Raw genomic sequence first — 21,882 nt, 5'->3', positions numbered from 1 at the left:
CATGGTTAAAGTTTATGCTCCGGCTTCCAGTGCCAATATGAGCGTCGGGTTTGATGTGCTTGGCGCGGCGGTAACGCCTGTTGATGGCGAGTTGCTTGGGGATGTGGTGACGGTTGCGGCGGCAGAGACATTCAGCCTCAACAACCTTGGACGGTTTGCCGACAAGTTACCGTCAGAACCTCGAGAAAATATCGTTTATCAGTGCTGGGAGCGTTTTTGCCAGGAGTTGGGCAAGCAAATTCCAGTGGCGATGACCCTGGAAAAGAATATGCCGATCGGTTCTGGTTTAGGTTCCAGCGCCTGTTCGGTGGTCGCGGCACTGGTAGCGATGAATGAACACTGCGGCAAGCCGCTCAATGATACCCGTTTGCTGGCTTTGATGGGCGAGCTGGAAGGACGTATCTCTGGCAGCATTCATTATGACAACGTGGCACCGTGCTTTCTTGGTGGTATGCAGTTGATGATCGAAGAAAATGGCATCATCAGTCAGCAAGTGCCGGGGTTTGATGAGTGGCTGTGGGTGCTGGCGTATCCGGGGATTAAAGTCTCGACGGCAGAAGCACGAGCTATATTACCGGCGCAGTATCGCCGCCAGGATTGCATTGCGCACGGGCGACATCTGGCGGGCTTCATTCACGCCTGCTATTCCCGTCAGCCTGAGCTTGCCGCGAAGCTGATGAAAGATGTTATCGCTGAACCCTACCGTGAACGTTTATTGCCAGGCTTCAGGCAGTCGCGGCAGGCGGTTGCGGAAATAGGCGCGGTAGCGAGCGGTATCTCCGGCTCCGGTCCGACATTGTTCGCTCTGTGTGACAAGCCGGATACCGCCCAGCGCGTTGCCGACTGGTTGGGTAAGAACTACCTGCAAAATCAGGAAGGTTTTGTTCATATTTGCCGGCTGGATACGGCGGGCGCACGAGTACTGGAAAACTAAATGAAACTCTACAATCTGAAAGATCACAACGAGCAGGTCAGCTTTGCGCAAGCCGTAACCCAGGGGTTGGGCAAAAATCAGGGGCTGTTTTTTCCGCACGACCTGCCGGAATTCAGCCTGACTGAAATTGATGAGATGCTGAAGCTGGATTTTGTCACCCGCAGTGCGAAGATCCTTTCGGCGTTTATTGGTGATGAAATCCCGCAGGAAATACTGGAAGAGCGCGTGCGCGCGGCGTTTGCCTTCCCGGCTCCGGTCGCCAATGTTGAAAGCGATGTCGGTTGTCTGGAATTGTTCCACGGGCCAACGCTGGCATTTAAAGATTTCGGCGGTCGCTTTATGGCGCAAATGCTGACCCATATTGCGGGTGATAAGCCAGTGACCATTCTGACCGCGACCTCCGGCGATACCGGGGCGGCAGTGGCTCACGCTTTTTACGGTTTACCGAATGTAAAAGTGGTTATCCTCTATCCACGCGGCAAAATCAGTCCCCTGCAAGAAAAGCTGTTCTGTACGCTGGGCGGCAATATTGAAACCGTTGCCATCGACGGCGATTTCGATGCCTGTCAGGCGCTGGTGAAGCAGGCGTTTGATGATGAAGAACTGAAAGTGGCGCTGGGGTTAAACTCCGCTAACTCCATTAACATCAGCCGGTTGCTGGCGCAAATTTGCTACTACTTTGAAGCTGTGGCGCAGTTGCCGCAAGAAGCGCGCAACCAGCTGGTTGTCTCGGTGCCGAGCGGTAACTTCGGCGATTTGACGGCAGGCCTACTGGCGAAATCTCTTGGCCTGCCGGTGAAGCGTTTTATTGCTGCGACCAACGTGAACGATACCGTGCCGCGTTTCCTGCACGACGGGCAGTGGTCGCCAAAAGCCACCCAGGCGACGTTATCCAACGCGATGGACGTGAGTCAGCCGAACAACTGGCCGCGCGTGGAAGAGTTGTTCCGCCGCAAAATCTGGCAACTGAAAGAGCTGGGTTATGCGGCGGTGGATGATGAAACCACGCAACAGACGATGCGTGAGTTAAAAGAGCTGGGCTATACCTCAGAACCGCACGCTGCTGTGGCTTACCGTGCGCTGCGTGACCAGTTGCATCCAGGCGAATATGGTCTGTTCCTTGGCACCGCACATCCGGCGAAGTTTAAAGAGAGTGTGGAAGCGATTCTCGGTGAATCGCTGGCGCTGCCAAAAGAGCTGGCAGAACGAGCTGAATTACCGCTGCTTTCTCATAATCTGCCCGCCGATTTTGCCGCGTTGCGCAAGCTGATGATGAATCATAAGTAGTATCCATTAATTTCCTGAAAATGGCCGGGCTTGCGTTTATGCAGTTCGGCTTTTTTATGGAGAAAACATGAGAAAAATCGACAGAAAAAAAGGAGAAATTTTCAATAAATGCGGTAACTTAGCTCTTTGAATTGTAGAGAATGACAACGGGGATTCTTTTACCGTAAGCTCCTCATATCGGCCCATAACTGGCAATGATAAAAGGAGTCACCTGTGAAAAAGATGCAACCTATCTTACTCGCACTTTCCCTGATTCTGGTCGCTCCTATGGCAGCGCAGGCTGGGGAAATAATGCTAGTACCATCAGTGAAATTACAGATTGGCGATCGCGACCACCGTGGTTACTACTGGGATGGCGGTTACTGGCGTGACCGTGACTGGTGGTATCGAAATTATGAATGGCGAGACAATCGCTGGCACCCACACGGAGCGCCGCGTCATAATTGGTATAATGATCATCGAAATGATCACCGTGGAGATCATCGACACGATCACGGCGGCGATCATCGTCCGGGTCCGGACAGGCACCATCGGTAAATACAAATGCCGGATGACCTCCGGCATTTACCGCAAACTTAACGCAGTTCGTAGCGTTTAAACACCAGTTCGCCATTGCTGGAACTGGCTTCATCGAAGAAGTAACCTTCACTATTAAAACCAGTCAGTTGCTCTGGTTTGGTCAGGCGATTTTCAATAATAAAACGACTCATCAGGCCACGCGCTTTCTTAGCGTAGAAGCTAATAACCTTAAACTTACCGTTCTTCTCATCGAGGAACACCGGCTTGATAATCTCAGCATTCAGTTTCTTCGGTTTCACTGATTTAAAATACTCATCTGACGCCAGATTAATCACTACCTGATCGCCTTGCGCTTCGAGCGCCTCGTTCAGCTTGTTTGTGATCACATCACCCCAGAATTGGTACAGATCTTTACCCCTGGCGTTCTCAAGACGAATACCCATCTCCAGACGATATGGCTGCATTAAATCAAGTGGGCGCAGTACGCCATACAAACCGGAAAGCATACGCAGGTGCTGCTGGGCAAAAGCGAAATCTTCTTCACTGAAGGTTTCGGCCTGCAAACCTGTGTAGACATCGCCTTTGAACGCCAGAATCGCCTGTCGGGCATTCTCCGGGGTGAAATCTGGCTGCCAGTCTTGAAAGCGAGCGGCGTTGATACCCGCCAGTTTGTCACTGATGCGCATCAGCGTGCTAATCTGCGGGGGCGTCAGCTTCCGCGCTTCGTGAATAAGCTGCTGAGAGTTGTCTAACAGCTCCGGCAACGTATAGCGCGTGGTAGCCAACGGGCTTTGATAATCAAGCGTTTTCGCAGGTGAAATCAGAATCAGCATATCCAGTCCTTGCAGGAAATTTACAGCGACTGTAGCAAAAAAAGCGGATGAATTGATCGATAGTTGTGATTAGTCCCGCGAAACATCATCCCACGTATCAGGCGCGAGTTGCTGGTCGATATCCGGGTAGCGCAGCGGATCAAACACCGGACGCACACCAAGTTTGCGCTGGCGAAGATAATCACTGGCAATGGTATGCACTACCGGAGAGAGCAGCAAAATAGCGGTCAGATTAGTGATAGCCATACACGCCATAATAATATCAGCCAGTTGCCACATCATGGGCAGACTAAGTAACGTGCCACCAATCACGGTGGTAAAGATGCAGATACGCAGGCACCAGATCGCTTTGGGGCTGTTCAGGCGTAAAAAGAAAAGATTATTTTCTGCATAAATGTAATTGGCGACGATGGAGCTGAAGGCAAACAGAATTACCACTATTGTAACAAACTCTGCTCCCCAGGAACCCATTAGTGCTCGCATCGCTTTCTGGAGAAGTTGTATACCCTCCAGCGGCATATAGGTTGTACCGTTTCCGGCCAGTAATATCAGCATGGCGCTCGCCGTGCAGATGACCAGGGTGTCGATGAAAATGCCGATCATCTGGACAATGCCTTGCGCAGCCGGATGCGGCGGCCAGGATGCCGCTGCCGCTGCTGCGTTTGGTGTCGAACCCATTCCCGCCTCATTAGAAAACATACTGCGCTGAAAGCCGTTTGTAACCGCCTGACTCAGGGTGTAGCCCGCCGCGCCGCCTGCCGCTTCCTGCCAGCCAAAGGCGCTTTCAAAAATAGACCAAATGACGTGAGGAAGTTGCTCGATATTCATCGCACAAATGGCCAGACTGGTGAGTACCCAGATTAATGCCATCGCAGGGACAAACCATTGCATCAGTCGGGCTACGCCATGAATACCGTGGGTTATCGCCAACAGAGTAAAGACGGCGAGAATGATGCCAGTTACTAATGGTGGAACATCAAACGCAAAATTCATCGCGCGGGCAACGGCGTTTGCCTGAACACCGCTGAAAATCAATCCGTAGGCAATGAGCAAAAAGATAGCGAATAGCACGCCCATCCAGCGCATCCCCAATCCACGTGCCATATACCATGCTGGACCACCGCGAAACTGCCCATTAGCGTCACGTTCTTTATAAAGCTGGGCAAGGGAACATTCTGCAAAAGAGGTTGCCATGCCGATAAACGCGGCAATCCACATCCAGAAGATAGCCCCGGGGCCACCGGCAGTAATGGCCAACGCAACACCTGCGAGGTTACCGCTGCCGACGCGCGCGGCAAGACTAGTGCACAGTGACTGAAAAGAGGTTAAGCCACCCGGTTGGGGATGAACGCTATTTTTGAGACTTTTGCCAAACTGGCGAATGTAGCGAAACTGAACGAATCCGGTGCGAAAAGTGAACCAGCAACCTGCACCGAAGAGCAGGTAGATCATCACTGATCCCCATAGTACATTGTTAATAAAAGAGAAAAAATCAGGCATTCGTATCCCTCTTGTCGCCGGCACGCGGTTACATTCCTGTGTAAACGTTACCAATTGATTAAGAATTATATACGATGTGCATTGGTAGATAACGCCTGTGTAGCATACTCGAGTTTTTGTTTAAAAATGGCGAGCGATATCAACGCAGTGTCAGAAAACTTAAACAGTCTCGCCTGGCTATAACCCTCTCGTCTGCGGTTGCGCTGTCGTTGCGTCGTGATATCATCAGGGCAGACCGGTTACATCCCCCTAACAAGCTGTTTAAAGAGAAATACTATCATGACGGACAAATTGACCTCCCTTCGTCAGTACACCACTGTAGTGGCCGACACTGGGGACATCGCGGCAATGAAGCTGTATCAACCGCAGGATGCCACAACCAACCCTTCTCTCATTCTTAACGCAGCGCAGATTCCGGAATACCGTAAGTTGATTGATGATGCTGTCGCCTGGGCGAAACAGCAGAGTAACGATCGCGCGCAGCAGATCGTGGACGCGACCGACAAACTGGCAGTAAATATTGGTCTGGAAATCCTTAAACTGGTTCCGGGTCGTATCTCCACTGAAGTTGATGCGCGTCTTTCTTATGACACTGAAGCGTCAATTGCGAAAGCAAAACGCCTGATCAAACTCTACAACGATGCGGGTATCAGCAACGATCGTATTCTGATCAAACTGGCGTCTACCTGGCAGGGTATCCGTGCTGCTGAACAGCTGGAAAAAGAAGGTATCAACTGTAACCTGACTCTGCTGTTCTCCTTCGCTCAGGCGCGTGCTTGTGCGGAAGCGGGCGTGTTCCTGATCTCTCCGTTCGTTGGTCGTATTCTGGATTGGTACAAAGCGAATACCGATAAGAAAGAGTACGCTCCGGCAGAAGATCCGGGCGTGGTTTCTGTATCTGAAATCTACCAGTACTACAAAGAGCACGGCTATGAAACCGTGGTTATGGGCGCAAGCTTCCGTAACATCGGCGAAATTCTGGAACTGGCAGGCTGCGACCGTCTGACCATCGCACCGGCACTGCTGAAAGAGCTGGCTGAGAGCGAAGGGGCTATCGAACGTAAACTGTCTTACACCGGCGAAGTGAAAGCGCGTCCGGCGCGTATCACCGAGTCTGAGTTCCTGTGGCAGCACAACCAGGATCCAATGGCAGTAGATAAACTGGCGGAAGGTATCCGTAAGTTTGCTGTTGACCAGGAAAAACTGGAAAAAATGATCGGCGATCTGCTGTAATCATTCTTAGCGTGACCGGGAAGTCGGTCACGCTACCTCTTCTGAAGCCTGTCTGTCACTCCCTTCGCAGTGTATCATTCTGTTTAACGAGACTGTTTAAACGGAAAAATCTTGATGAATACTTTACGTATTGGCTTAGTTTCCATCTCTGATCGCGCATCCAGCGGCGTTTATCAGGATAAAGGTATCCCTGCACTGGAAGAATGGCTGACATCGGCGCTAACCACGCCGTTTGAACTGGAAACCCGCTTAATCCCCGATGAGCAGGCGATCATCGAGCAAACGTTGTGTGAGCTGGTGGATGAAATGAGTTGTCATCTGGTGCTCACCACGGGCGGAACTGGCCCGGCGCGTCGTGACGTAACGCCCGATGCGACGCTGGCAGTAGCTGACCGCGAGATGCCGGGCTTTGGTGAACAGATGCGCCAGATTAGCCTGCATTTTGTACCAACCGCGATCCTTTCGCGTCAGGTGGGTGTGATTCGCAAACAGGCACTGATCCTTAACTTACCCGGTCAGCCGAAGTCCATCAAAGAGACGCTGGAAGGTGTGAAGGATGCTGAGGGTAACGTCGTGGTGCACGGTATTTTTGCCAGCGTACCGTACTGCATTCAGTTGCTGGAAGGGCCATACGTTGAAACGGCACCGGAAGTGGTAGCGGCATTCAGACCAAAGAGTGCAAGACGCGAAGTTAACGAATAAAAAAATCCCCCCGAGCGGGGGGATCTCAAACAATTAGTGGGATTCACCAATTGGCAGAACGGTGCGGCCAAACTGCTCGTTCAGCACTTCACCCATCGCCAGATAGATTGCGCTGGCACCGCAGATCAAACCAATCCAGCCGGCAAAGTGGATGATCGCAGCATTACCGGCAATGTTACCGATCGCCAGCAGGGCAAACAGCACGGTCAGGCTAAAGAAAACGAATTGCAGAACGCGTGCGCCTTTCAGCGTGCCGAAGAACATAAACAGCGTAAATACGCCCCACAGACCCAGGTAGACACCAAGGAACTGTGCATTTGGCGCATCGGTCAGACCCAGTTTCGGCATCAGCAGAATCGCAACCAGCGTCAGCCAGAAAGAACCGTAAGAGGTGAATGCGGTTAAACCGAAAGTGTTGCCTTTTTTGTACTCCAGCAGACCGGCAAAAATTTGCGCAATGCCGCCGTAGAAGATACCCATGGCAAGAATAATACCGTCCAGAGCGAAATAACCCACGTTGTGCAGGTTAAGCATAATGGTGGTCATGCCGAAGCCCATCAGGCCCAGCGGTGCCGGATTAGCCAACTTAGTGTTGCCCATAATTCCTCAAAAATCATCATCGAATGAATGGTGAAATAATTTCCCTGAATAACTGTAGTGTTTTCAGGGCGCGGCATAATAATCAGCCAGTGGGGCAGTGTCTACGATCTTTTGAGGGGAAAATGAAAATTTTCCCCTGTGTCAGGTATCAGGGCTGAGTGGCGCTAATCATTCGTCGCAGACAGGCGATTTGTAACACCGCTGGAATTGTCACCCGAAAGGCAGTGCCGCTAACGGCTTTAACCCCATTTAATGCTGCACCCACCGGCCCTCCCAGACCCGCGCCGCGTAGCAGACCATGCCCAAGCACGCTCATCGCAGCGTGGGTACGCAAAATGCGGGTCAGCTGGCTGGAAAGCAGATGCGACACGCCTTTGGCCAGTTGCTTGTCTTTCATCAATAACGGCAGCAGCTCTTCCAGTTCGTTAACCTTCGCGTTGACGGTCTGCAAAAACTCCTTTTTATGCGTCTCGTCCATTTTCTTCCAGGTGTTGCGCAGAAAATGTTCGAGTAACTGTTGCTCTATTTCAAAGGTAGACATCTCTTTATCGGCTTTCAGTTTCAGCCGTTTGGAGACGTCGAGTAAAATAGCGCGATACCGTTTGCCGTGTCCGCGCAGTTTGTTAGCGATGCTATCGCCGCCGAAATGTTGTAATTCCCCGGCAATTAGCTGCCAGTTGCGGCGATGCTGCTCTGGATGCCCTTCCATCGATTTAAACAGTTCGTTGCGCATTAATACGCTGGACAGGCGGGTTTTGCCTTTTTCATTATGAGTGAGTAAGCGGGTAAAGTTTGCCAGCTGTTCTTCGCTGCAATGCTGTAGAAAATCTAAGTCCGAATCATGTAGATAATTGACGTTCATGTCATTGTGGCTTCTGTATTAAAAGATTAGTCGTCGCCGATAATTTTCAGCGTGGCCATATCCGATGAGTTCACCGTATGACCGGAAAAGGTGATTTTTGACACGCAGCGTTTGTTGTCGTTATCGCTGTTAATGTTGATCCAGCCGGTGGTTTGCCCTTCTTTGATTTCAGCCGGAATGTTCAGGCTTTGGCTGGCGCTACGGGCTGCTTTGAAATAAACCGACGCGGCGCTTAACTGTAAATCGCCATGATCGGCAGTGAGTTGTATGCGTTTTACAATGCGGCAAACGGGGAGTTTCAACGTCAGATCGTTGGTTTCGTTACGCGGCATGGCAATGACGCCGAGGATTTTATGGCCGTTGGCCTGCGCGGTGCAGCACAGCATCAGGCCGAGCACGAGGCTGGCGGAAATCATAAAAATGGATTTCATGAAGATTCTCTTAGCGGGGAGCAGTCGGGGGAAGAATAGCCACTAGTTTACTGCTGACGAAAAGAAGATTCAGGTGAGTAATCTTTTCTTTTTATTACAATTTTTTAGTGAATGATTTGTGTGAAATTCATTTTTTACGTGAATATTATTGCTCCCTTTTTTTCACTTCTTCCGGCATATCGTGAAATTTCTGCGCAAAAGCACAAAAAATTTTTGCATCTCCCCCTTGATGACGTGGGTTACGACCCCATTTAGTAGTCAACCGCAGTGAGTGAGTCTGCAAAAAAATGAAATTGGGCAGTTGAAACCAGACGTTTCGCCCCTATTACAGACTCACAACCACATGATGACCGAATATATAGTGGAGACGTTTAGATGGGTAAAATAATTGGTATCGACCTGGGTACTACCAACTCTTGTGTAGCGATTATGGATGGCACCACTCCTCGTGTGCTGGAGAACGCCGAAGGCGATCGCACCACGCCTTCTATCATTGCCTATACCCAGGATGGTGAAACTCTGGTTGGTCAGCCGGCTAAACGTCAGGCAGTGACGAACCCGCAAAACACCCTGTTTGCGATTAAACGCCTGATTGGCCGCCGCTTCCAGGACGAAGAAGTGCAGCGTGATGTTTCCATCATGCCGTTCAAAATTATTGCTGCTGATAACGGCGACGCTTGGGTCGAAGTTAAAGGCCAGAAAATGGCACCGCCGCAGATCTCTGCTGAAGTGCTGAAAAAAATGAAGAAAACCGCTGAAGATTACCTGGGTGAACCGGTAACTGAAGCTGTTATTACCGTACCGGCATACTTTAACGATGCTCAGCGTCAGGCAACCAAAGACGCAGGCCGTATCGCTGGTCTGGAAGTAAAACGTATCATCAACGAACCGACCGCTGCTGCACTGGCTTACGGTCTGGACAAAGGTACTGGCAACCGTACTATCGCGGTTTATGACCTGGGTGGTGGTACTTTCGATATTTCTATTATCGAAATCGACGAAGTTGACGGCGAAAAAACCTTCGAAGTTCTGGCAACCAACGGTGATACCCACCTGGGTGGTGAAGACTTCGACAGCCGTCTGATCAACTACCTGGTTGAAGAATTCAAGAAAGATCAGGGCATTGACCTGCGCAACGATCCGCTGGCAATGCAGCGCCTGAAAGAAGCGGCAGAAAAAGCGAAAATCGAACTGTCTTCCGCTCAGCAGACCGACGTTAACCTGCCGTACATCACCGCAGATGCGACTGGTCCGAAACACATGAACATCAAAGTGACTCGTGCAAAACTGGAAAGCCTGGTCGAAGACCTGGTGAACCGTTCCATTGAGCCGCTGAAAGTTGCTCTGCAGGATGCTGGCCTGTCCGTATCTGATATCGACGATGTTATCCTCGTTGGTGGTCAGACTCGTATGCCGATGGTTCAGAAGAAAGTTGCTGAGTTCTTTGGTAAAGAGCCGCGTAAAGACGTTAACCCGGACGAAGCTGTGGCAATCGGTGCTGCCGTTCAGGGTGGTGTACTGACTGGCGACGTGAAAGACGTACTGCTGCTGGACGTTACCCCGCTGTCTCTGGGTATCGAAACCATGGGTGGTGTGATGACGACGCTTATCGCGAAAAACACCACTATCCCGACCAAGCACAGCCAGGTGTTCTCTACCGCTGAAGACAACCAGTCTGCGGTAACCATCCACGTGCTGCAGGGTGAACGTAAACGTGCGGCTGATAACAAATCTCTGGGTCAGTTCAACCTGGATGGTATCAACCCGGCTCCGCGCGGTATGCCGCAGATCGAAGTTACCTTCGATATCGATGCTGACGGTATCCTGCACGTTTCCGCGAAAGACAAAAACAGCGGTAAAGAGCAGAAGATCACCATCAAGGCTTCTTCTGGTCTGAACGAAGATGAAATCCAGAAAATGGTACGCGACGCGGAAGCTAACGCCGAAGCAGACCGTAAGTTTGAAGAGCTGGTACAGACTCGCAACCAGGGCGACCATCTGCTGCACAGCACCCGTAAGCAGGTTGAAGAAGCAGGCGACAAACTGCCGGCTGACGACAAAACTGCTATCGAGTCTGCGCTGACTGCACTGGAAACTGCTCTGAAAGGTGAAGACAAAGCCGCTATCGAAGCGAAAATGCAGGAACTGGCACAGGTTTCCCAGAAACTGATGGAAATCGCCCAGCAGCAACATGCACAGCAGCAGACTGCCGGTGCTGATGCTTCTGCAAACAACGCGAAAGATGACGATGTTGTCGACGCTGAGTTTGAAGAAGTCAAAGACAAAAAATAATCGCCCTATAAACGGGTAATTATACTGACACGGGCGAAGGGGATTTTCCTCTCCGCCCGTGCATTCATCTAGGGGCAAATCAAAAAAAATGGCTAAGCAAGATTATTACGAGATTTTAGGCGTTTCCAAAACAGCGGAAGAGCGTGAAATCAAAAAGGCCTATAAACGCCTGGCCATGAAATATCACCCGGACCGTAACCAGGGTGACAAAGAGGCCGAGGCGAAATTTAAAGAGATCAAGGAAGCTTATGAAGTTCTGACCGACTCGCAAAAACGCGCGGCATATGATCAGTACGGTCATGCGGCATTTGAGCAAGGCGGCATGGGCGGCGGCGGTTTTGGCGGCGGCGCAGACTTCAGCGATATTTTTGGTGACGTTTTCGGCGATATTTTTGGCGGCGGACGTGGTCGTCAACGTGCGGCGCGCGGTGCTGATTTACGCTATAACATGGAGCTCACCCTCGAAGAAGCTGTACGTGGCGTGACCAAAGAGATCCGCATTCCGACTCTGGAAGAGTGTGACGTTTGCCACGGTAGCGGTGCAAAACCAGGTACACAGCCGCAGACCTGTCCGACCTGTCATGGTTCTGGTCAGGTGCAGATGCGCCAGGGTTTCTTTGCCGTGCAACAGACCTGTCCACACTGTCAGGGGCGCGGTACGCTTATCAAAGATCCGTGCAACAAATGTCATGGTCATGGTCGTGTTGAGCGCAGCAAAACGCTGTCCGTTAAAATCCCGGCAGGGGTGGACACTGGAGACCGCATCCGTCTTGCGGGCGAAGGTGAAGCGGGTGAACACGGCGCACCGGCAGGCGATCTGTACGTTCAGGTTCAGGTTAAACAGCACCCGATTTTCGAGCGTGAAGGCAACAACCTGTATTGCGAAGTCCCGATCAACTTCGCTATGGCGGCGCTGGGTGGTGAAATCGAAGTACCGACCCTTGATGGTCGCGTTAAACTGAAAGTGCCTGGCGAAACCCAGACCGGTAAGCTGTTCCGTATGCGCGGTAAAGGCGTCAAGTCTGTCCGCGGTGGCGCACAGGGTGATTTGCTGTGCCGCGTTGTCGTCGAAACACCGGTAGGCCTGAACGAGAAGCAGAAACAGCTGCTGCAAGAGCTGCAGGAAAGCTTCGGTGGCCCAACCGGCGAGCACAACAGCCCGCGCTCAAAGAGCTTCTTTGATGGTGTGAAGAAGTTTTTCGACGACCTGACTCGCTAACCTCCCCAAAAGCCTGCTCGTGGGCAGGCCTGGGTAAAAATAGGGTGCGTTGAAGATATGCGAGCACCAATAAAGTGGCGGGGAGCACTCCCCGCCGTTGCTCTTACTCGGATTCGTAAGCCGTGAAAACAGCAACCTCCGTCTGGCCAGTTCGGATGTGAACCTCACAGAGGTCTTTTCTCGTTACCAGCGCCGCCACTACAGCGGTGATACAGATGACGATCAGGGCGACAATCATCGCCTTATGCTGCTTCATTGCTCTCTTCTCCTTGACCTTACGGTCAGTAAGAGGCACTCTACATGTGTTCTGCATATAGGGGGCCTCGGGTTGATGGTAAAATATCACTCGGGGCTTTTCTCTATCTGCCGTTCAGCTAATGCCTGAGACAGACAGCCTCAAGCACCCGCCGCTATTATATCGCTCTCTTTAACCCATTCTGTTTTATCGATTCTAATCCTGAAGACGCCTCGCATTTTTATGGCGTAATTTTTAAAGGATTCAATTAATTAACGTTGATTTCTCCCTTTATTGCAATTATTGACAAATAAGTTGGATATATTTGAAATATTGCCCTAACAAACAGCTCCGGCTTACAACAAATTACTTATTCCGAATAAACCCCTCAGAAATCTTGACATTAGGCTATGATTATCAGGGTTTGAGGTCATCAGCCACCGCTTTCGAGCGCCAACAACACTTCCTCTGCTAGTGACATAATCTTCTTTATAGATCGTTAAAAGCGAATTGTTCCTACACTATAATCTGATTTTAACGATGATTCGTGCAGAGTAAAATAGTAAAAACGATCTATTCACCTGAAAGAGAAATAAAAAGTGAAACATCTGCATCGATTCTTTAGCAGTGATGCCTCGGGAGGCATTATTCTCATCATTGCCGCTGTTCTGGCGATGATTATGGCCAATAGCGGTGCAACCAGTGGATGGTATCACGACTTTCTTGAGACGCCGGTTCAGCTGCGGGTAGGTTCTCTTGAAATCAATAAAAACATGCTGTTATGGATAAATGACGCGCTAATGGCGATATTTTTCCTGTTAGTTGGTCTGGAAGTTAAACGCGAGCTGATGCAAGGATCGTTGGCCAGTTTGCGCCAGGCTGCGTTTCCGGTTATTGCCGCAATCGGCGGGATGATTGTCCCGGCATTGCTCTATTTGGCCTTTAACTACGCCGATCCTATCACTCGTGAAGGGTGGGCAATCCCGGCGGCGACTGATATTGCCTTTGCCCTCGGTGTCCTGGCGTTATTGGGAAGCCGTGTACCGTTAGCACTGAAGATTTTTTTGATGGCGCTGGCTATTATTGACGATCTTGGAGCCATCATTATCATCGCCTTGTTTTACACTAATGACTTGTCAATGGCCTCTCTTGGCGTTGCTGCTGTAGCAATTGCGGTGCTCGCGGTGCTGAACATTTGTGGTGTTCGCCGCACGGGAGTTTATATTCTGGTCGGCGTGGTGTTGTGGACTGCAGTGTTGAAATCAGGCGTCCACGCAACGCTGGCAGGCGTCATTGTCGGTTTCTTTATTCCATTGAAAGAGAAGCATGGTCGTTCTCCGGCGAAGCGCCTGGAGCATGTATTGCACCCGTGGGTGGCTTATCTGATTTTGCCGTTGTTTGCTTTTGCCAATGCCGGCGTTTCTCTGCAAGGCGTGACGCTGGATGGCCTGACCTCCATCCTGCCATTAGGGATCATCGCCGGTTTGCTGATTGGCAAGCCGTTGGGTATTAGTTTGTTCTGCTGGCTGGCGCTGCGTTTGAAACTGGCGCATTTGCCGGAGGGAACCACTTATCAGCAAATTATGGCGGTTGGTATCCTGTGCGGTATCGGTTTTACTATGTCTATCTTTATCGCCAGCCTGGCTTTTGGTAGCGTAGATCCAGAACTGATTAACTGGGCGAAATTGGGCATTCTGGTTGGCTCAATCTCTTCGGCGGTAATTGGATATAGCTGGTTACGCATTCGTTTACGTCCATCAGTTTGACAGGACGATGTTCCGGGGAGCCATAAATGGCTCCCTTTTCATTCTTATCAGGGAGAGAAATGAGCATGTCTCATATCAATTACAACCACTTGTATTACTTCTGGCATGTCTACAAAGAAGGCTCTGTGGTTGGCGCAGCGGAGGCGCTTTATTTAACACCACAAACCATTACCGGACAGATCCGGGCGCTGGAAGAGCGCCTGCAAGGGAAATTATTTAAGCGTAAAGGACGCGGTCTGGAACCCAGTGAACTGGGGGAACTGGTCTATCGCTATGCCGATAAAATGTTCACATTAAGCCAGGAAATGCTGGATATCGTCAACTATCGCAAAGAGTCCAACTTATTGTTTGATGTTGGTGTGGCAGATGCCCTTTCCAAACGCCTGGTCAGCAGTGTTCTGGATGCAGCCGTTGTAGAAGACGAGCAGATCCATCTACGCTGTTTCGAATCGACGCACGAGATGCTGTTAGAGCAGTTGAGTCAGCATAAGCTGGATATGATCATCTCTGACTGTCCGATAGACTCCACCCAACAGGAAGGGCTGTTTTCCATGAAAATTGGCGAGTGTGGCGTCAGTTTCTGGTGCACTAACCCGCTGCCGGAAAAGCCGTTTCCTGCCTGTCTGGAAGAGCGTCGCTTACTTATTCCGGGGCGTCGCTCAATGTTGGGACGCAAGCTATTAAACTGGTTTAACTCTCAGGGCTTAAACGTTGAAATTCTGGGGGAGTTTGATGATGCGGCGTTGATGAAAGCCTTTGGGGCGACGCATAACGCTATTTTCGTTGCGCCTTCGCTGTATGCCAATGATTTTTATAATGATAACTCGGTTGTGGAGATAGGGCGAGTTGAGAACGTCATGGAAGAGTACCATGCGATTTTTGCCGAAAGGATGATTCAACACCCTGCGGTACAGCGTATTTGCAATGCCGATTACTCTGCGCTGTTTACGCCAGCCACGAAATAACTATTCGTACTTTGCAGGCTGCAGTTTTGGCCTGCTGGAGACATAAAAAAACCCGCTTACGCGGGTTTTTTTACAAAGCTGACAACAAAAGGCGATTAAGCCAGTTTGTTGATCTGCGCAGTCAGGTTAGCCTTATGACGTGCAGCTTTGTTTTTGTGGATCAGACCTTTAGCAGCCTGACGGTCCACGATCGGTTGCATTTCGTTAAATGCTTTCAGTGCAGCAGCTTTGTCGCCAGCTTCGATAGCTGCGTATACTTTCTTGATGAAAGTACGCATCATAGAGCGACGGCTTGCGTTGTGCTTACGAGCCTTTTCAGACTGAATGGCGCGCTTCTTAGCTGATTTGATATTAGCCAAGGTCCAACTCCCAAATGTGTTCTATATGGACAATTCAAAGGCCGAGGAATATGCCCTTTTAGCCTTCTTTTGTCAATGGATTTGTGCAAATAAGCGCCGTTAATATGGCGGCGCTCGTTACGTAGTGATGGCGCAGGATTCTACCAGCTTGCGTGGTGTGAATACAGCTTTTCCGCGATAAAATTGCAGCGGGTCGTTAGTTTCTTACCGTGATTTGCGCCATGGCAATGAAAAGCCACTTCTTTCTGATTTCAGTACTCAATCGCCGGTTAACCTTGACCGCTGTACAAGGTATACTCGGACGATTTTCACTGTTTTGAGCCAGACATGAAGCTGATACGCGGCATACATAATCTCAGCCAGGCCCCGCAAGAAGGGTGTGTGCTGACTATTGGTAATTTCGACGGCGTGCATCGTGGTCATCGCGCGCTGTTGCAAGGGTTGCAGGAAGAAGGGCGCAAGCGCAACTTACCGGTGATGGTGATGATTTTTGAGCCTCAACCGCTGGAACTGTTTGCTACCGACAAAGCCCCGGCACGTCTGACCCGACTGCGGGAAAAACTGCGTTACCTTGCAGAGTGTGGCGTTGATTACGTGCTGTGCGTGCGTTTCGACAGACGTTTCGCGGCGTTAACCGCGCAAAATTTCATCAGCGATCTTCTGGTGAAGCATTTGCGGGTAAAATTTCTGGCTGTTGGTGATGATTTCCGCTTTGGCGCTGGTCGTGAAGGTGATTTCTTGTTATTACAGAAAGCGGGCGCGGAATACGGCTTCGACATCACCAGTACGCAAACTTTTTGCGAAGGCGGCGTGCGTATCAGCAGTACCGCTGTGCGTCAGGCATTGGCAGATGACAACCTTGCTTTGGCGGAAAGTTTACTGGGGCACCCGTTTGCCATCTCCGGGCGCGTTGTCCACGGTGATGAGTTAGGGCGCACTATTGGTTTCCCGACGGCGAATGTACCGCTACGCCGTCAGGTCTCCCCGGTGAAAGGGGTTTATGCGGTGGAAGTGCTGGGCCTCGGTGAAAAGCCGTTACCCGGCGTTGCAAACATCGGAACACGCCCAACGGTTGCCGGTATTCGCCAGCAGCTGGAAGTGCATTTGTTAGATGTTGCAATGGACCTGTACGGTCGCCATATACAAGTAGTGTTGCGTAAAAAAATACGCAGTGAGCAGCGATTTGCGTCGCTGGACGAACTGAAAGCGCAGATTGCGCGTGATGAATTAACCGCCCGCGAATTTTTTGGGCTAACAAAACCGGCTTAAGCCTGTTATGTAATCAAACCGAAATACGGAACCGAGAATCTGATGAGTGACTATAAATCAACCCTGAATTTGCCGGAAACAGGGTTCCCGATGCGTGGCGATCTTGCCAAACGCGAACCGGGAATGCTGGCGCGTTGGACTGATGATGACCTGTACGGCATCATTCGTGCGGCTAAAAAAGGCAAAAAAACCTTCATTCTGCATGATGGCCCTCCATATGCGAATGGCAGCATTCATATTGGTCACTCGGTTAACAAGATTCTGAAAGACATAATCATCAAGTCCAAAGGGCTTTCCGGTTATGACTCGCCGTATGTGCCAGGCTGGGACTGCCACGGTCTGCCAATCGAGCTAAAAGTAGAGCAAGAATACGGTAAGCCGGGTGAGAAATTCACCGCCGCCGAGTTCCGCGCCAAGTGCCGCGAATACGCTGCGACCCAGGTTGACGGTCAGCGCAAAGACTTTATTCGTCTGGGCGTGCTGGGCGACTGGTCACACCCGTACCTGACCATGGACTTCAAAACTGAAGCCAATATCATCCGCGCGCTGGGTAAAATCATCGGCAACAGTCACCTGCACAAAGGTGCGAAGCCGGTGCACTGGTGTGTTGACTGCCGTTCTGCGCTGGCAGAAGCGGAAGTTGAGTATTACGACAAAACCTCCCCGTCCATCGACGTTGCTTTCCAGGCAGTCGATCAGGATGCGCTGAAAGCGAAATTTGGCGTCAGCAACGTTAACGGCCCAATCTCGCTGGTTATCTGGACTACTACGCCGTGGACTCTGCCTGCAAACCGCGCAATCTCCATTGCACCGGATTTCGACTATGCGCTGGTGCAGATCGACGGTCAGGCCGTGATTCTGGCGAAAGATCTGGTTGAAAGCGTAATGCAACGTATCGGCGTGACCGATTACACCATTCTCGGCACGGTGAAAGGTGCAGAGCTTGAGCTGCTGCGCTTTACTCATCCGTTTATGGGCTTCGACGTTCCCGCAATCCTCGGCGATCACGTTACCCTGGATGCCGGTACTGGTGCTGTTCACACCGCGCCTGGCCACGGCCCGGACGACTATGTGATTGGTCAGAAATACGGCCTGGAAACCGCTAACCCGGTTGGTCCGGACGGCACTTATCTGCCGGGTACTTACCCGACGCTGGATGGTGTGAACGTCTTCAAAGCGAACGACATCGTCGTTGCGCTGTTGCAGGAAAAAGGCGCGCTGCTGCACGTTGAGAAAATGCAGCATAGCTATCCGTGCTGCTGGCGTCACAAAACGCCGATCATCTTCCGCGCGACGCCGCAGTGGTTCGTCAGCATGGATCAGAAAGGTCTGCGTGCGCAGTCACTGAAAGAGATCAAAGGCGTGCAGTGGATCCCGGACTGGGGTCAGGCGCGTATCGAGTCGATGGTCGCTAACCGTCCTGACTGGTGTATCTCCCGTCAGCGTACCTGGGGCGTACCGATGTCACTGTTCGTGCACAAAGACACTGAAGAGCTGCATCCGCGTACTCTCGAACTGATGGAAGAAGTGGCAAAACGCGTTGAAGTTGACGGCATCCAGGCGTGGTGGGATCTTGATGCGAAAGAGATCCTCGGCGATGAAGCTGATCAGTACGTGAAAGTGCCGGACACATTGGATGTATGGTTTGACTCCGGATCTACCCACTCTTCTGTTGTTGACGTGCGTCCGGAATTTGCCGGTCACGCAGCGGACATGTATCTGGAAGGTTCTGACCAGCACCGTGGTTGGTTCATGTCTTCCCTAATGATCTCCACCGCGATGAAAGGCAAAGCGCCGTATCGTCAGGTACTGACTCACGGCTTTACCGTGGATGGTCAGGGTCGCAAGATGTCTAAATCCATCGGCAACACCGTTTCGCCGCAGGATGTGATGAACAAACTTGGCGCGGATATTCTGCGTCTGTGGGTGGCATCAACCGACTACACCGGCGAAATGGCTGTTTCTGACGAGATCCTGAAACGTGCTGCTGACAGCTATCGTCGTATCCGTAACACCGCGCGCTTCCTGCTGGCAAACCTCAATGGTTTCGATCCAGCAAAAGATATGGTGAAACCGGAAGAGATGGTGGTACTGGACAGATGGGCCGTGGGTTGTGCGAAAGCGGCTCAGGAAGACATCCTCAAGGCTTACGAAGCATACGATTTCCACGAAGTGGTACAGCGCCTGATGCGCTTCTGCTCCGTTGAGATGGGCTCTTTCTACCTCGACATCATCAAAGACCGTCAGTACACCGCTAAAGCGGACAGCGTGGCGCGTCGTAGCTGCCAGACTGCGCTGTATCACATTGCAGAAGCGCTGGTGCGCTGGATGGCGCCGATCCTCTCCTTCACCGCTGATGAAGTGTGGGGCTACCTGCCGGGCGAGCGTGAAAAATACGTCTTCACCGGTGAGTGGTACGAAGGCCTGTTTGGTCTGGCAGACAGCGAAGCGATGAACGATGCATTCTGGGACGAGCTGCTGAAAGTGCGTGGCGAAGTGAACAAAGTCATCGAGCAGGCTCGTGCGGATAAGAAAGTCGGCGGTTCTCTGGAAGCGGCAGTGACCCTGTACGCGGAACCCGAACTGGCGGCGAAACTGACCGCGCTGGGTGATGAATTACGATTTGTCCTGTTGACCTCTGGCGCTGCCGTTGCAGACTATAACGACGCACCTGCTGATGCGCAGCAGAGCGAAGTACTCAAAGGGCTGAAAGTCGCGTTGAGTAAAGCCGAAGGTGATAAGTGCCCACGCTGCTGGCACTACACCCAGGATGTCGGCAAGGTGGCGGAACACGCAGAAATCTGCGGCCGCTGTGTCAGCAACGTCGCCGGCGACGGTGAAAAACGTAAGTTTGCCTGATGAGTCAATCGATCTGTTCAACAGGGCTACGCTGGCTGTGGCTGGTGGTAGTCGTGCTGATTATCGATCTGGGCAGCAAATACCTGATCCTCCAGAACTTTTCTCTGGGGGATACGGTTCCGCTGTTCCCGTCGCTTAATCTGCATTATGCGCGTAACTATGGCGCGGCGTTTAGTTTCCTTGCCGATAGCGGCGGCTGGCAGCGTTGGTTTTTTGCCGGTATTGCGATTGGTATTAGTGTGATCCTGACGGTGATGATGTATCGCTCGAAGGCTACGCAAAAGCTAAACAATATCGCTTACGCGCTGATTATTGGCGGCGCACTGGGCAACCTGTTCGACCGTCTGTGGCACGGCTTTGTGGTCGATATGATCGACTTCTACGTCGGCGACTGGCATTTCGCCACCTTCAACCTCGCCGATAGCGCAATCTGTGTCGGTGCGGCATTGATTGTGCTGGAAGGTTTTTTACCTTCTAAAGCGAAAAAACAATAATAAACCCTGCCGGATGCGATGCTGACGCATCTTATCCGGCCTACCGATTGCTGCGAAATCGTAGGCCGCATCCGGCAAAAATCCTCAAATACAAGAGCAAACCTGCATGTCTGAATCTGTACAGAGCAATAGCGCCGTCCTGGTGCACTTCACGCTAAAACTCGACGATGGCACTACCGCCGAGTCTACCCGCAACAACGGTAAACCGGCGCTGTTCCGCCTGGGTGATGCTTCTCTTTCCGAAGGGCTGGAGCAACATCTGCTGGGGCTGAAAGTGGGCGATAAAACCACCTTCTCGCTGGAGCCAGATGCGGCGTTTGGCGTGCCGTCACCAGACCTGATTCAGTACTTCTCCCGCCGTGAGTTTATGGATGCAGGCGAGCCAGAAATTGGCGCAATTATGCTTTTTACCGCAATGGATGGCAGTGAGATGCCTGGCGTGATCCGCGAAATTAACGGCGACTCCATTACCGTTGATTTCAACCATCCGCTGGCCGGGCAGACCGTTCATTTTGATATTGAAGTGCTGGAAATCGATCCGGCACTGGAGGCGTAACATGCAGATCCTGTTGGCCAACCCGCGTGGTTTTTGTGCCGGGGTAGACCGCGCTATCAGCATTGTTGAAAACGCGCTGGCCATTTACGGCGCACCGATATATGTCCGCCACGAAGTGGTGCATAACCGCTACGTGGTCGATAGCCTGCGCGAGCGTGGGGCTATCTTTATTGAGCAGATCAGCGAAGTGCCGGACGGTGCGATCCTGATTTTCTCTGCGCATGGCGTTTCCCAGGCGGTACGCAACGAAGCGAAAAGTCGCGATCTGACGGTATTCGACGCCACCTGCCCGCTGGTGACCAAAGTGCATATGGAAGTTGCCCGCGCTAGTCGTCGTGGTGAAGAATCTATTCTCATCGGCCACGCCGGGCACCCGGAAGTAGAAGGTACGATGGGTCAGTACAGCAACCCGGAAGGGGGAATGTATCTGGTTGAATCGCCAGACGATGTGTGGAAGCTGACGGTCAAAAACGAAGAGAAACTCTCCTTTATGACCCAGACCACGCTGTCGGTGGATGACACGTCTGATGTTATCGACGCGCTGCGTAAACGCTTCCCGAAAATTGTCGGGCCGCGCAAAGATGACATTTGTTACGCCACTACCAACCGTCAGGAAGCAGTACGCGCCCTGGCAGAGCAGGCGGAAGTTGTGCTGGTGGTCGGTTCGAAAAACTCCTCCAACTCCAACCGTCTGGCGGAACTGGCACAGCGTATGGGCAAACGCGCGTTTTTAATTGACGATGCGGCAGATATCCAGGAAGAGTGGGTGAAAGAAGCGAAATGCGTCGGTGTGACTGCGGGCGCATCAGCTCCGGATATTCTGGTACAGAACGTCGTCGCACGTTTACAGCAGCTTGGCGGTGGTGAAGCCATTTCGCTTGAAGGCCGTGAAGAAAACATTGTTTTCGAAGTGCCGAAAGAGCTGCGTGTCGATATTCGTGAAGTTGATTAAGTCATTAGCAGCCTA

Annotated in this window: 21 protein-coding genes and 1 pseudogene; 15 read left to right on the top strand and 7 right to left on the bottom strand. The window is 51.5% G+C overall.

Annotated elements, in window-relative coordinates:
- Position 1 precedes the first annotated feature (1 nt).
- The 3 genes from thrB to A7Z29_RS09870 all read left to right on the top strand — a co-directional run bounded on the left by thrB (position 2) and on the right by A7Z29_RS09870 (position 2,758).
- Entirely contained in the window at positions 2-934 is a 933-nt protein-coding gene (thrB, locus tag A7Z29_RS09880; RefSeq protein ID WP_000241673.1) for a homoserine kinase, read from the top strand.
- Positions 935-2,221, top strand: coding sequence for a threonine synthase (gene thrC / locus A7Z29_RS09875; protein ID WP_000781060.1), 1,287 nt, complete (start codon positions 935-937; stop codon positions 2,219-2,221).
- Between the two features lie 213 nt (positions 2,222-2,434).
- Complete coding sequence (locus A7Z29_RS09870; RefSeq protein ID WP_032224357.1) at positions 2,435-2,758, top strand: DUF2502 domain-containing protein; 324 nt, start codon at positions 2,435-2,437, stop codon at positions 2,756-2,758.
- Between the two features lie 38 nt (positions 2,759-2,796).
- On the opposite strand, the gene yaaA is transcribed toward A7Z29_RS09870, so the two are convergent.
- Positions 2,797-3,573 carry a peroxide stress protein YaaA gene (yaaA, locus tag A7Z29_RS09865; protein WP_000906161.1) on the bottom strand — a complete coding sequence of 259 codons (777 nt, stop codon included), beginning with the start codon at positions 3,571-3,573 and terminating at the stop codon, positions 2,797-2,799.
- Between the two features lie 69 nt (positions 3,574-3,642).
- Complete coding sequence (locus tag A7Z29_RS09860; RefSeq protein WP_001112545.1) at positions 3,643-5,073, bottom strand: alanine/glycine:cation symporter family protein; 1,431 nt, start codon at positions 5,071-5,073, stop codon at positions 3,643-3,645.
- A 279-nt stretch (positions 5,074-5,352) separates the two neighbouring features.
- On the opposite strand from A7Z29_RS09860, the gene tal reads away from it, so the two are divergent.
- Both tal and mog read left to right on the top strand, forming a co-directional pair.
- A complete protein-coding gene (tal, locus tag A7Z29_RS09850; RefSeq protein ID WP_000130187.1) occupies positions 5,353-6,306 on the top strand; it encodes a transaldolase in 954 nt (317 codons plus the stop codon).
- A 114-nt stretch (positions 6,307-6,420) separates the two neighbouring features.
- The gene (gene mog, locus A7Z29_RS09845; protein WP_024212610.1) at positions 6,421-7,008 is read left to right on the top strand and encodes a molybdopterin adenylyltransferase; all 588 of its coding nucleotides are present in this window, start codon (positions 6,421-6,423) and stop codon (positions 7,006-7,008) included.
- Positions 7,009-7,041: 33 nt separating this feature from the next.
- Here the strand turns inward: mog and satP are convergent, their stop codons facing one another.
- From satP to A7Z29_RS09830, 3 genes are all read right to left on the bottom strand, one after another.
- The gene (gene satP, locus A7Z29_RS09840; protein WP_105290151.1) at positions 7,042-7,608 is read right to left on the bottom strand and encodes an acetate uptake transporter; all 567 of its coding nucleotides are present in this window, start codon (positions 7,606-7,608) and stop codon (positions 7,042-7,044) included.
- A gap of 148 nt (positions 7,609-7,756) precedes the next feature.
- Positions 7,757-8,470 (bottom strand): acidic protein MsyB, encoded by a 714-nt coding sequence (msyB, locus tag A7Z29_RS09835; protein ID WP_001102347.1) that lies wholly within the window; start codon positions 8,468-8,470, stop codon positions 7,757-7,759.
- A 26-nt stretch (positions 8,471-8,496) separates the two neighbouring features.
- Positions 8,497-8,901, bottom strand: a complete 405-nt coding sequence (locus A7Z29_RS09830; RefSeq protein WP_105290150.1) for a DUF2541 family protein — start codon at positions 8,899-8,901, stop codon at positions 8,497-8,499.
- A gap of 375 nt (positions 8,902-9,276) precedes the next feature.
- Here A7Z29_RS09830 and dnaK point away from each other — a divergent pair, with 375 nt between their 5' ends.
- Together dnaK and dnaJ are read left to right on the top strand one after the other, a co-directional pair.
- Positions 9,277-11,193: a molecular chaperone DnaK gene (gene dnaK / locus A7Z29_RS09825; RefSeq protein ID WP_000516135.1), complete on the top strand. Its 1,917-nt coding sequence runs from the start codon at positions 9,277-9,279 to the stop codon at positions 11,191-11,193.
- Between the two features lie 88 nt (positions 11,194-11,281).
- Positions 11,282-12,412, top strand: a complete 1,131-nt coding sequence (gene dnaJ, locus A7Z29_RS09820) for a molecular chaperone DnaJ (protein WP_001118464.1) — start codon at positions 11,282-11,284, stop codon at positions 12,410-12,412.
- Between the two features lie 103 nt (positions 12,413-12,515).
- Here the strand turns inward: dnaJ and mokC are convergent, their stop codons facing one another.
- Positions 12,516-12,668 carry a type I toxin-antitoxin system toxin MokC gene (gene mokC, locus A7Z29_RS09815; RefSeq protein WP_000809168.1) on the bottom strand — a complete coding sequence of 51 codons (153 nt, stop codon included), beginning with the start codon at positions 12,666-12,668 and terminating at the stop codon, positions 12,516-12,518.
- Positions 12,669-13,246: 578 nt separating this feature from the next.
- Here mokC and nhaA point away from each other — a divergent pair.
- Positions 13,247-14,413 carry a Na+/H+ antiporter NhaA gene (gene nhaA / locus A7Z29_RS09810; RefSeq protein WP_000681376.1) on the top strand — a complete coding sequence of 389 codons (1,167 nt, stop codon included), beginning with the start codon at positions 13,247-13,249 and terminating at the stop codon, positions 14,411-14,413.
- Positions 14,414-14,472: 59 nt separating this feature from the next.
- On the top strand, positions 14,473-15,378 hold the full coding sequence (nhaR, locus tag A7Z29_RS09805) for a transcriptional activator NhaR (protein ID WP_105290149.1): 906 nt from the start codon (positions 14,473-14,475) through the stop codon (positions 15,376-15,378).
- Positions 15,379-15,473: 95 nt separating this feature from the next.
- On the opposite strand, the gene rpsT is transcribed toward nhaR, so the two are convergent.
- A complete protein-coding gene (rpsT, locus tag A7Z29_RS09800) occupies positions 15,474-15,737 on the bottom strand; it encodes a 30S ribosomal protein S20 (protein WP_001274019.1) in 264 nt (87 codons plus the stop codon).
- 102 nt (positions 15,738-15,839) lie between these two features.
- Here rpsT and A7Z29_RS09795 point away from each other — a divergent pair.
- The 6 genes and pseudogenes from A7Z29_RS09795 (at position 15,840) to ispH (ending at position 21,867) form a co-directional block, all read left to right on the top strand.
- Positions 15,840-16,057 (top strand): annotated as a pseudogene (locus A7Z29_RS09795) (DUF2575 domain-containing protein).
- Between the two features lie 7 nt (positions 16,058-16,064).
- Positions 16,065-17,006 carry a bifunctional riboflavin kinase/FAD synthetase gene (gene ribF, locus A7Z29_RS09790; RefSeq protein WP_032224365.1) on the top strand — a complete coding sequence of 314 codons (942 nt, stop codon included), beginning with the start codon at positions 16,065-16,067 and terminating at the stop codon, positions 17,004-17,006.
- 42 nt (positions 17,007-17,048) lie between these two features.
- Positions 17,049-19,865, top strand: a complete 2,817-nt coding sequence (ileS, locus tag A7Z29_RS09785; protein ID WP_105290148.1) for an isoleucine--tRNA ligase — start codon at positions 17,049-17,051, stop codon at positions 19,863-19,865.
- On the top strand, positions 19,865-20,359 hold the full coding sequence (gene lspA, locus A7Z29_RS09780; RefSeq protein WP_105290147.1) for a signal peptidase II: 495 nt from the start codon (positions 19,865-19,867) through the stop codon (positions 20,357-20,359). Before ileS ends, lspA begins: the two co-directional genes overlap by 1 nt.
- Positions 20,360-20,465: 106 nt before the next feature.
- Positions 20,466-20,915, top strand: a complete 450-nt coding sequence (gene fkpB, locus A7Z29_RS09775) for an FKBP-type peptidyl-prolyl cis-trans isomerase (protein ID WP_000004655.1) — start codon at positions 20,466-20,468, stop codon at positions 20,913-20,915.
- A gap of 1 nt (position 20,916) precedes the next feature.
- Positions 20,917-21,867, top strand: a complete 951-nt coding sequence (ispH, locus tag A7Z29_RS09770; protein ID WP_001166392.1) for a 4-hydroxy-3-methylbut-2-enyl diphosphate reductase — start codon at positions 20,917-20,919, stop codon at positions 21,865-21,867.
- Positions 21,868-21,882: the final 15 nt, after the last annotated feature.

It is taken from the genome of Escherichia sp. MOD1-EC6842 (assembly GCF_002965705.1).
Lineage (GTDB): Bacteria > Pseudomonadota > Gammaproteobacteria > Enterobacterales > Enterobacteriaceae > Escherichia > Escherichia ruysiae.
This window is presented reverse-complemented; position numbering and strand designations above follow the sequence as displayed.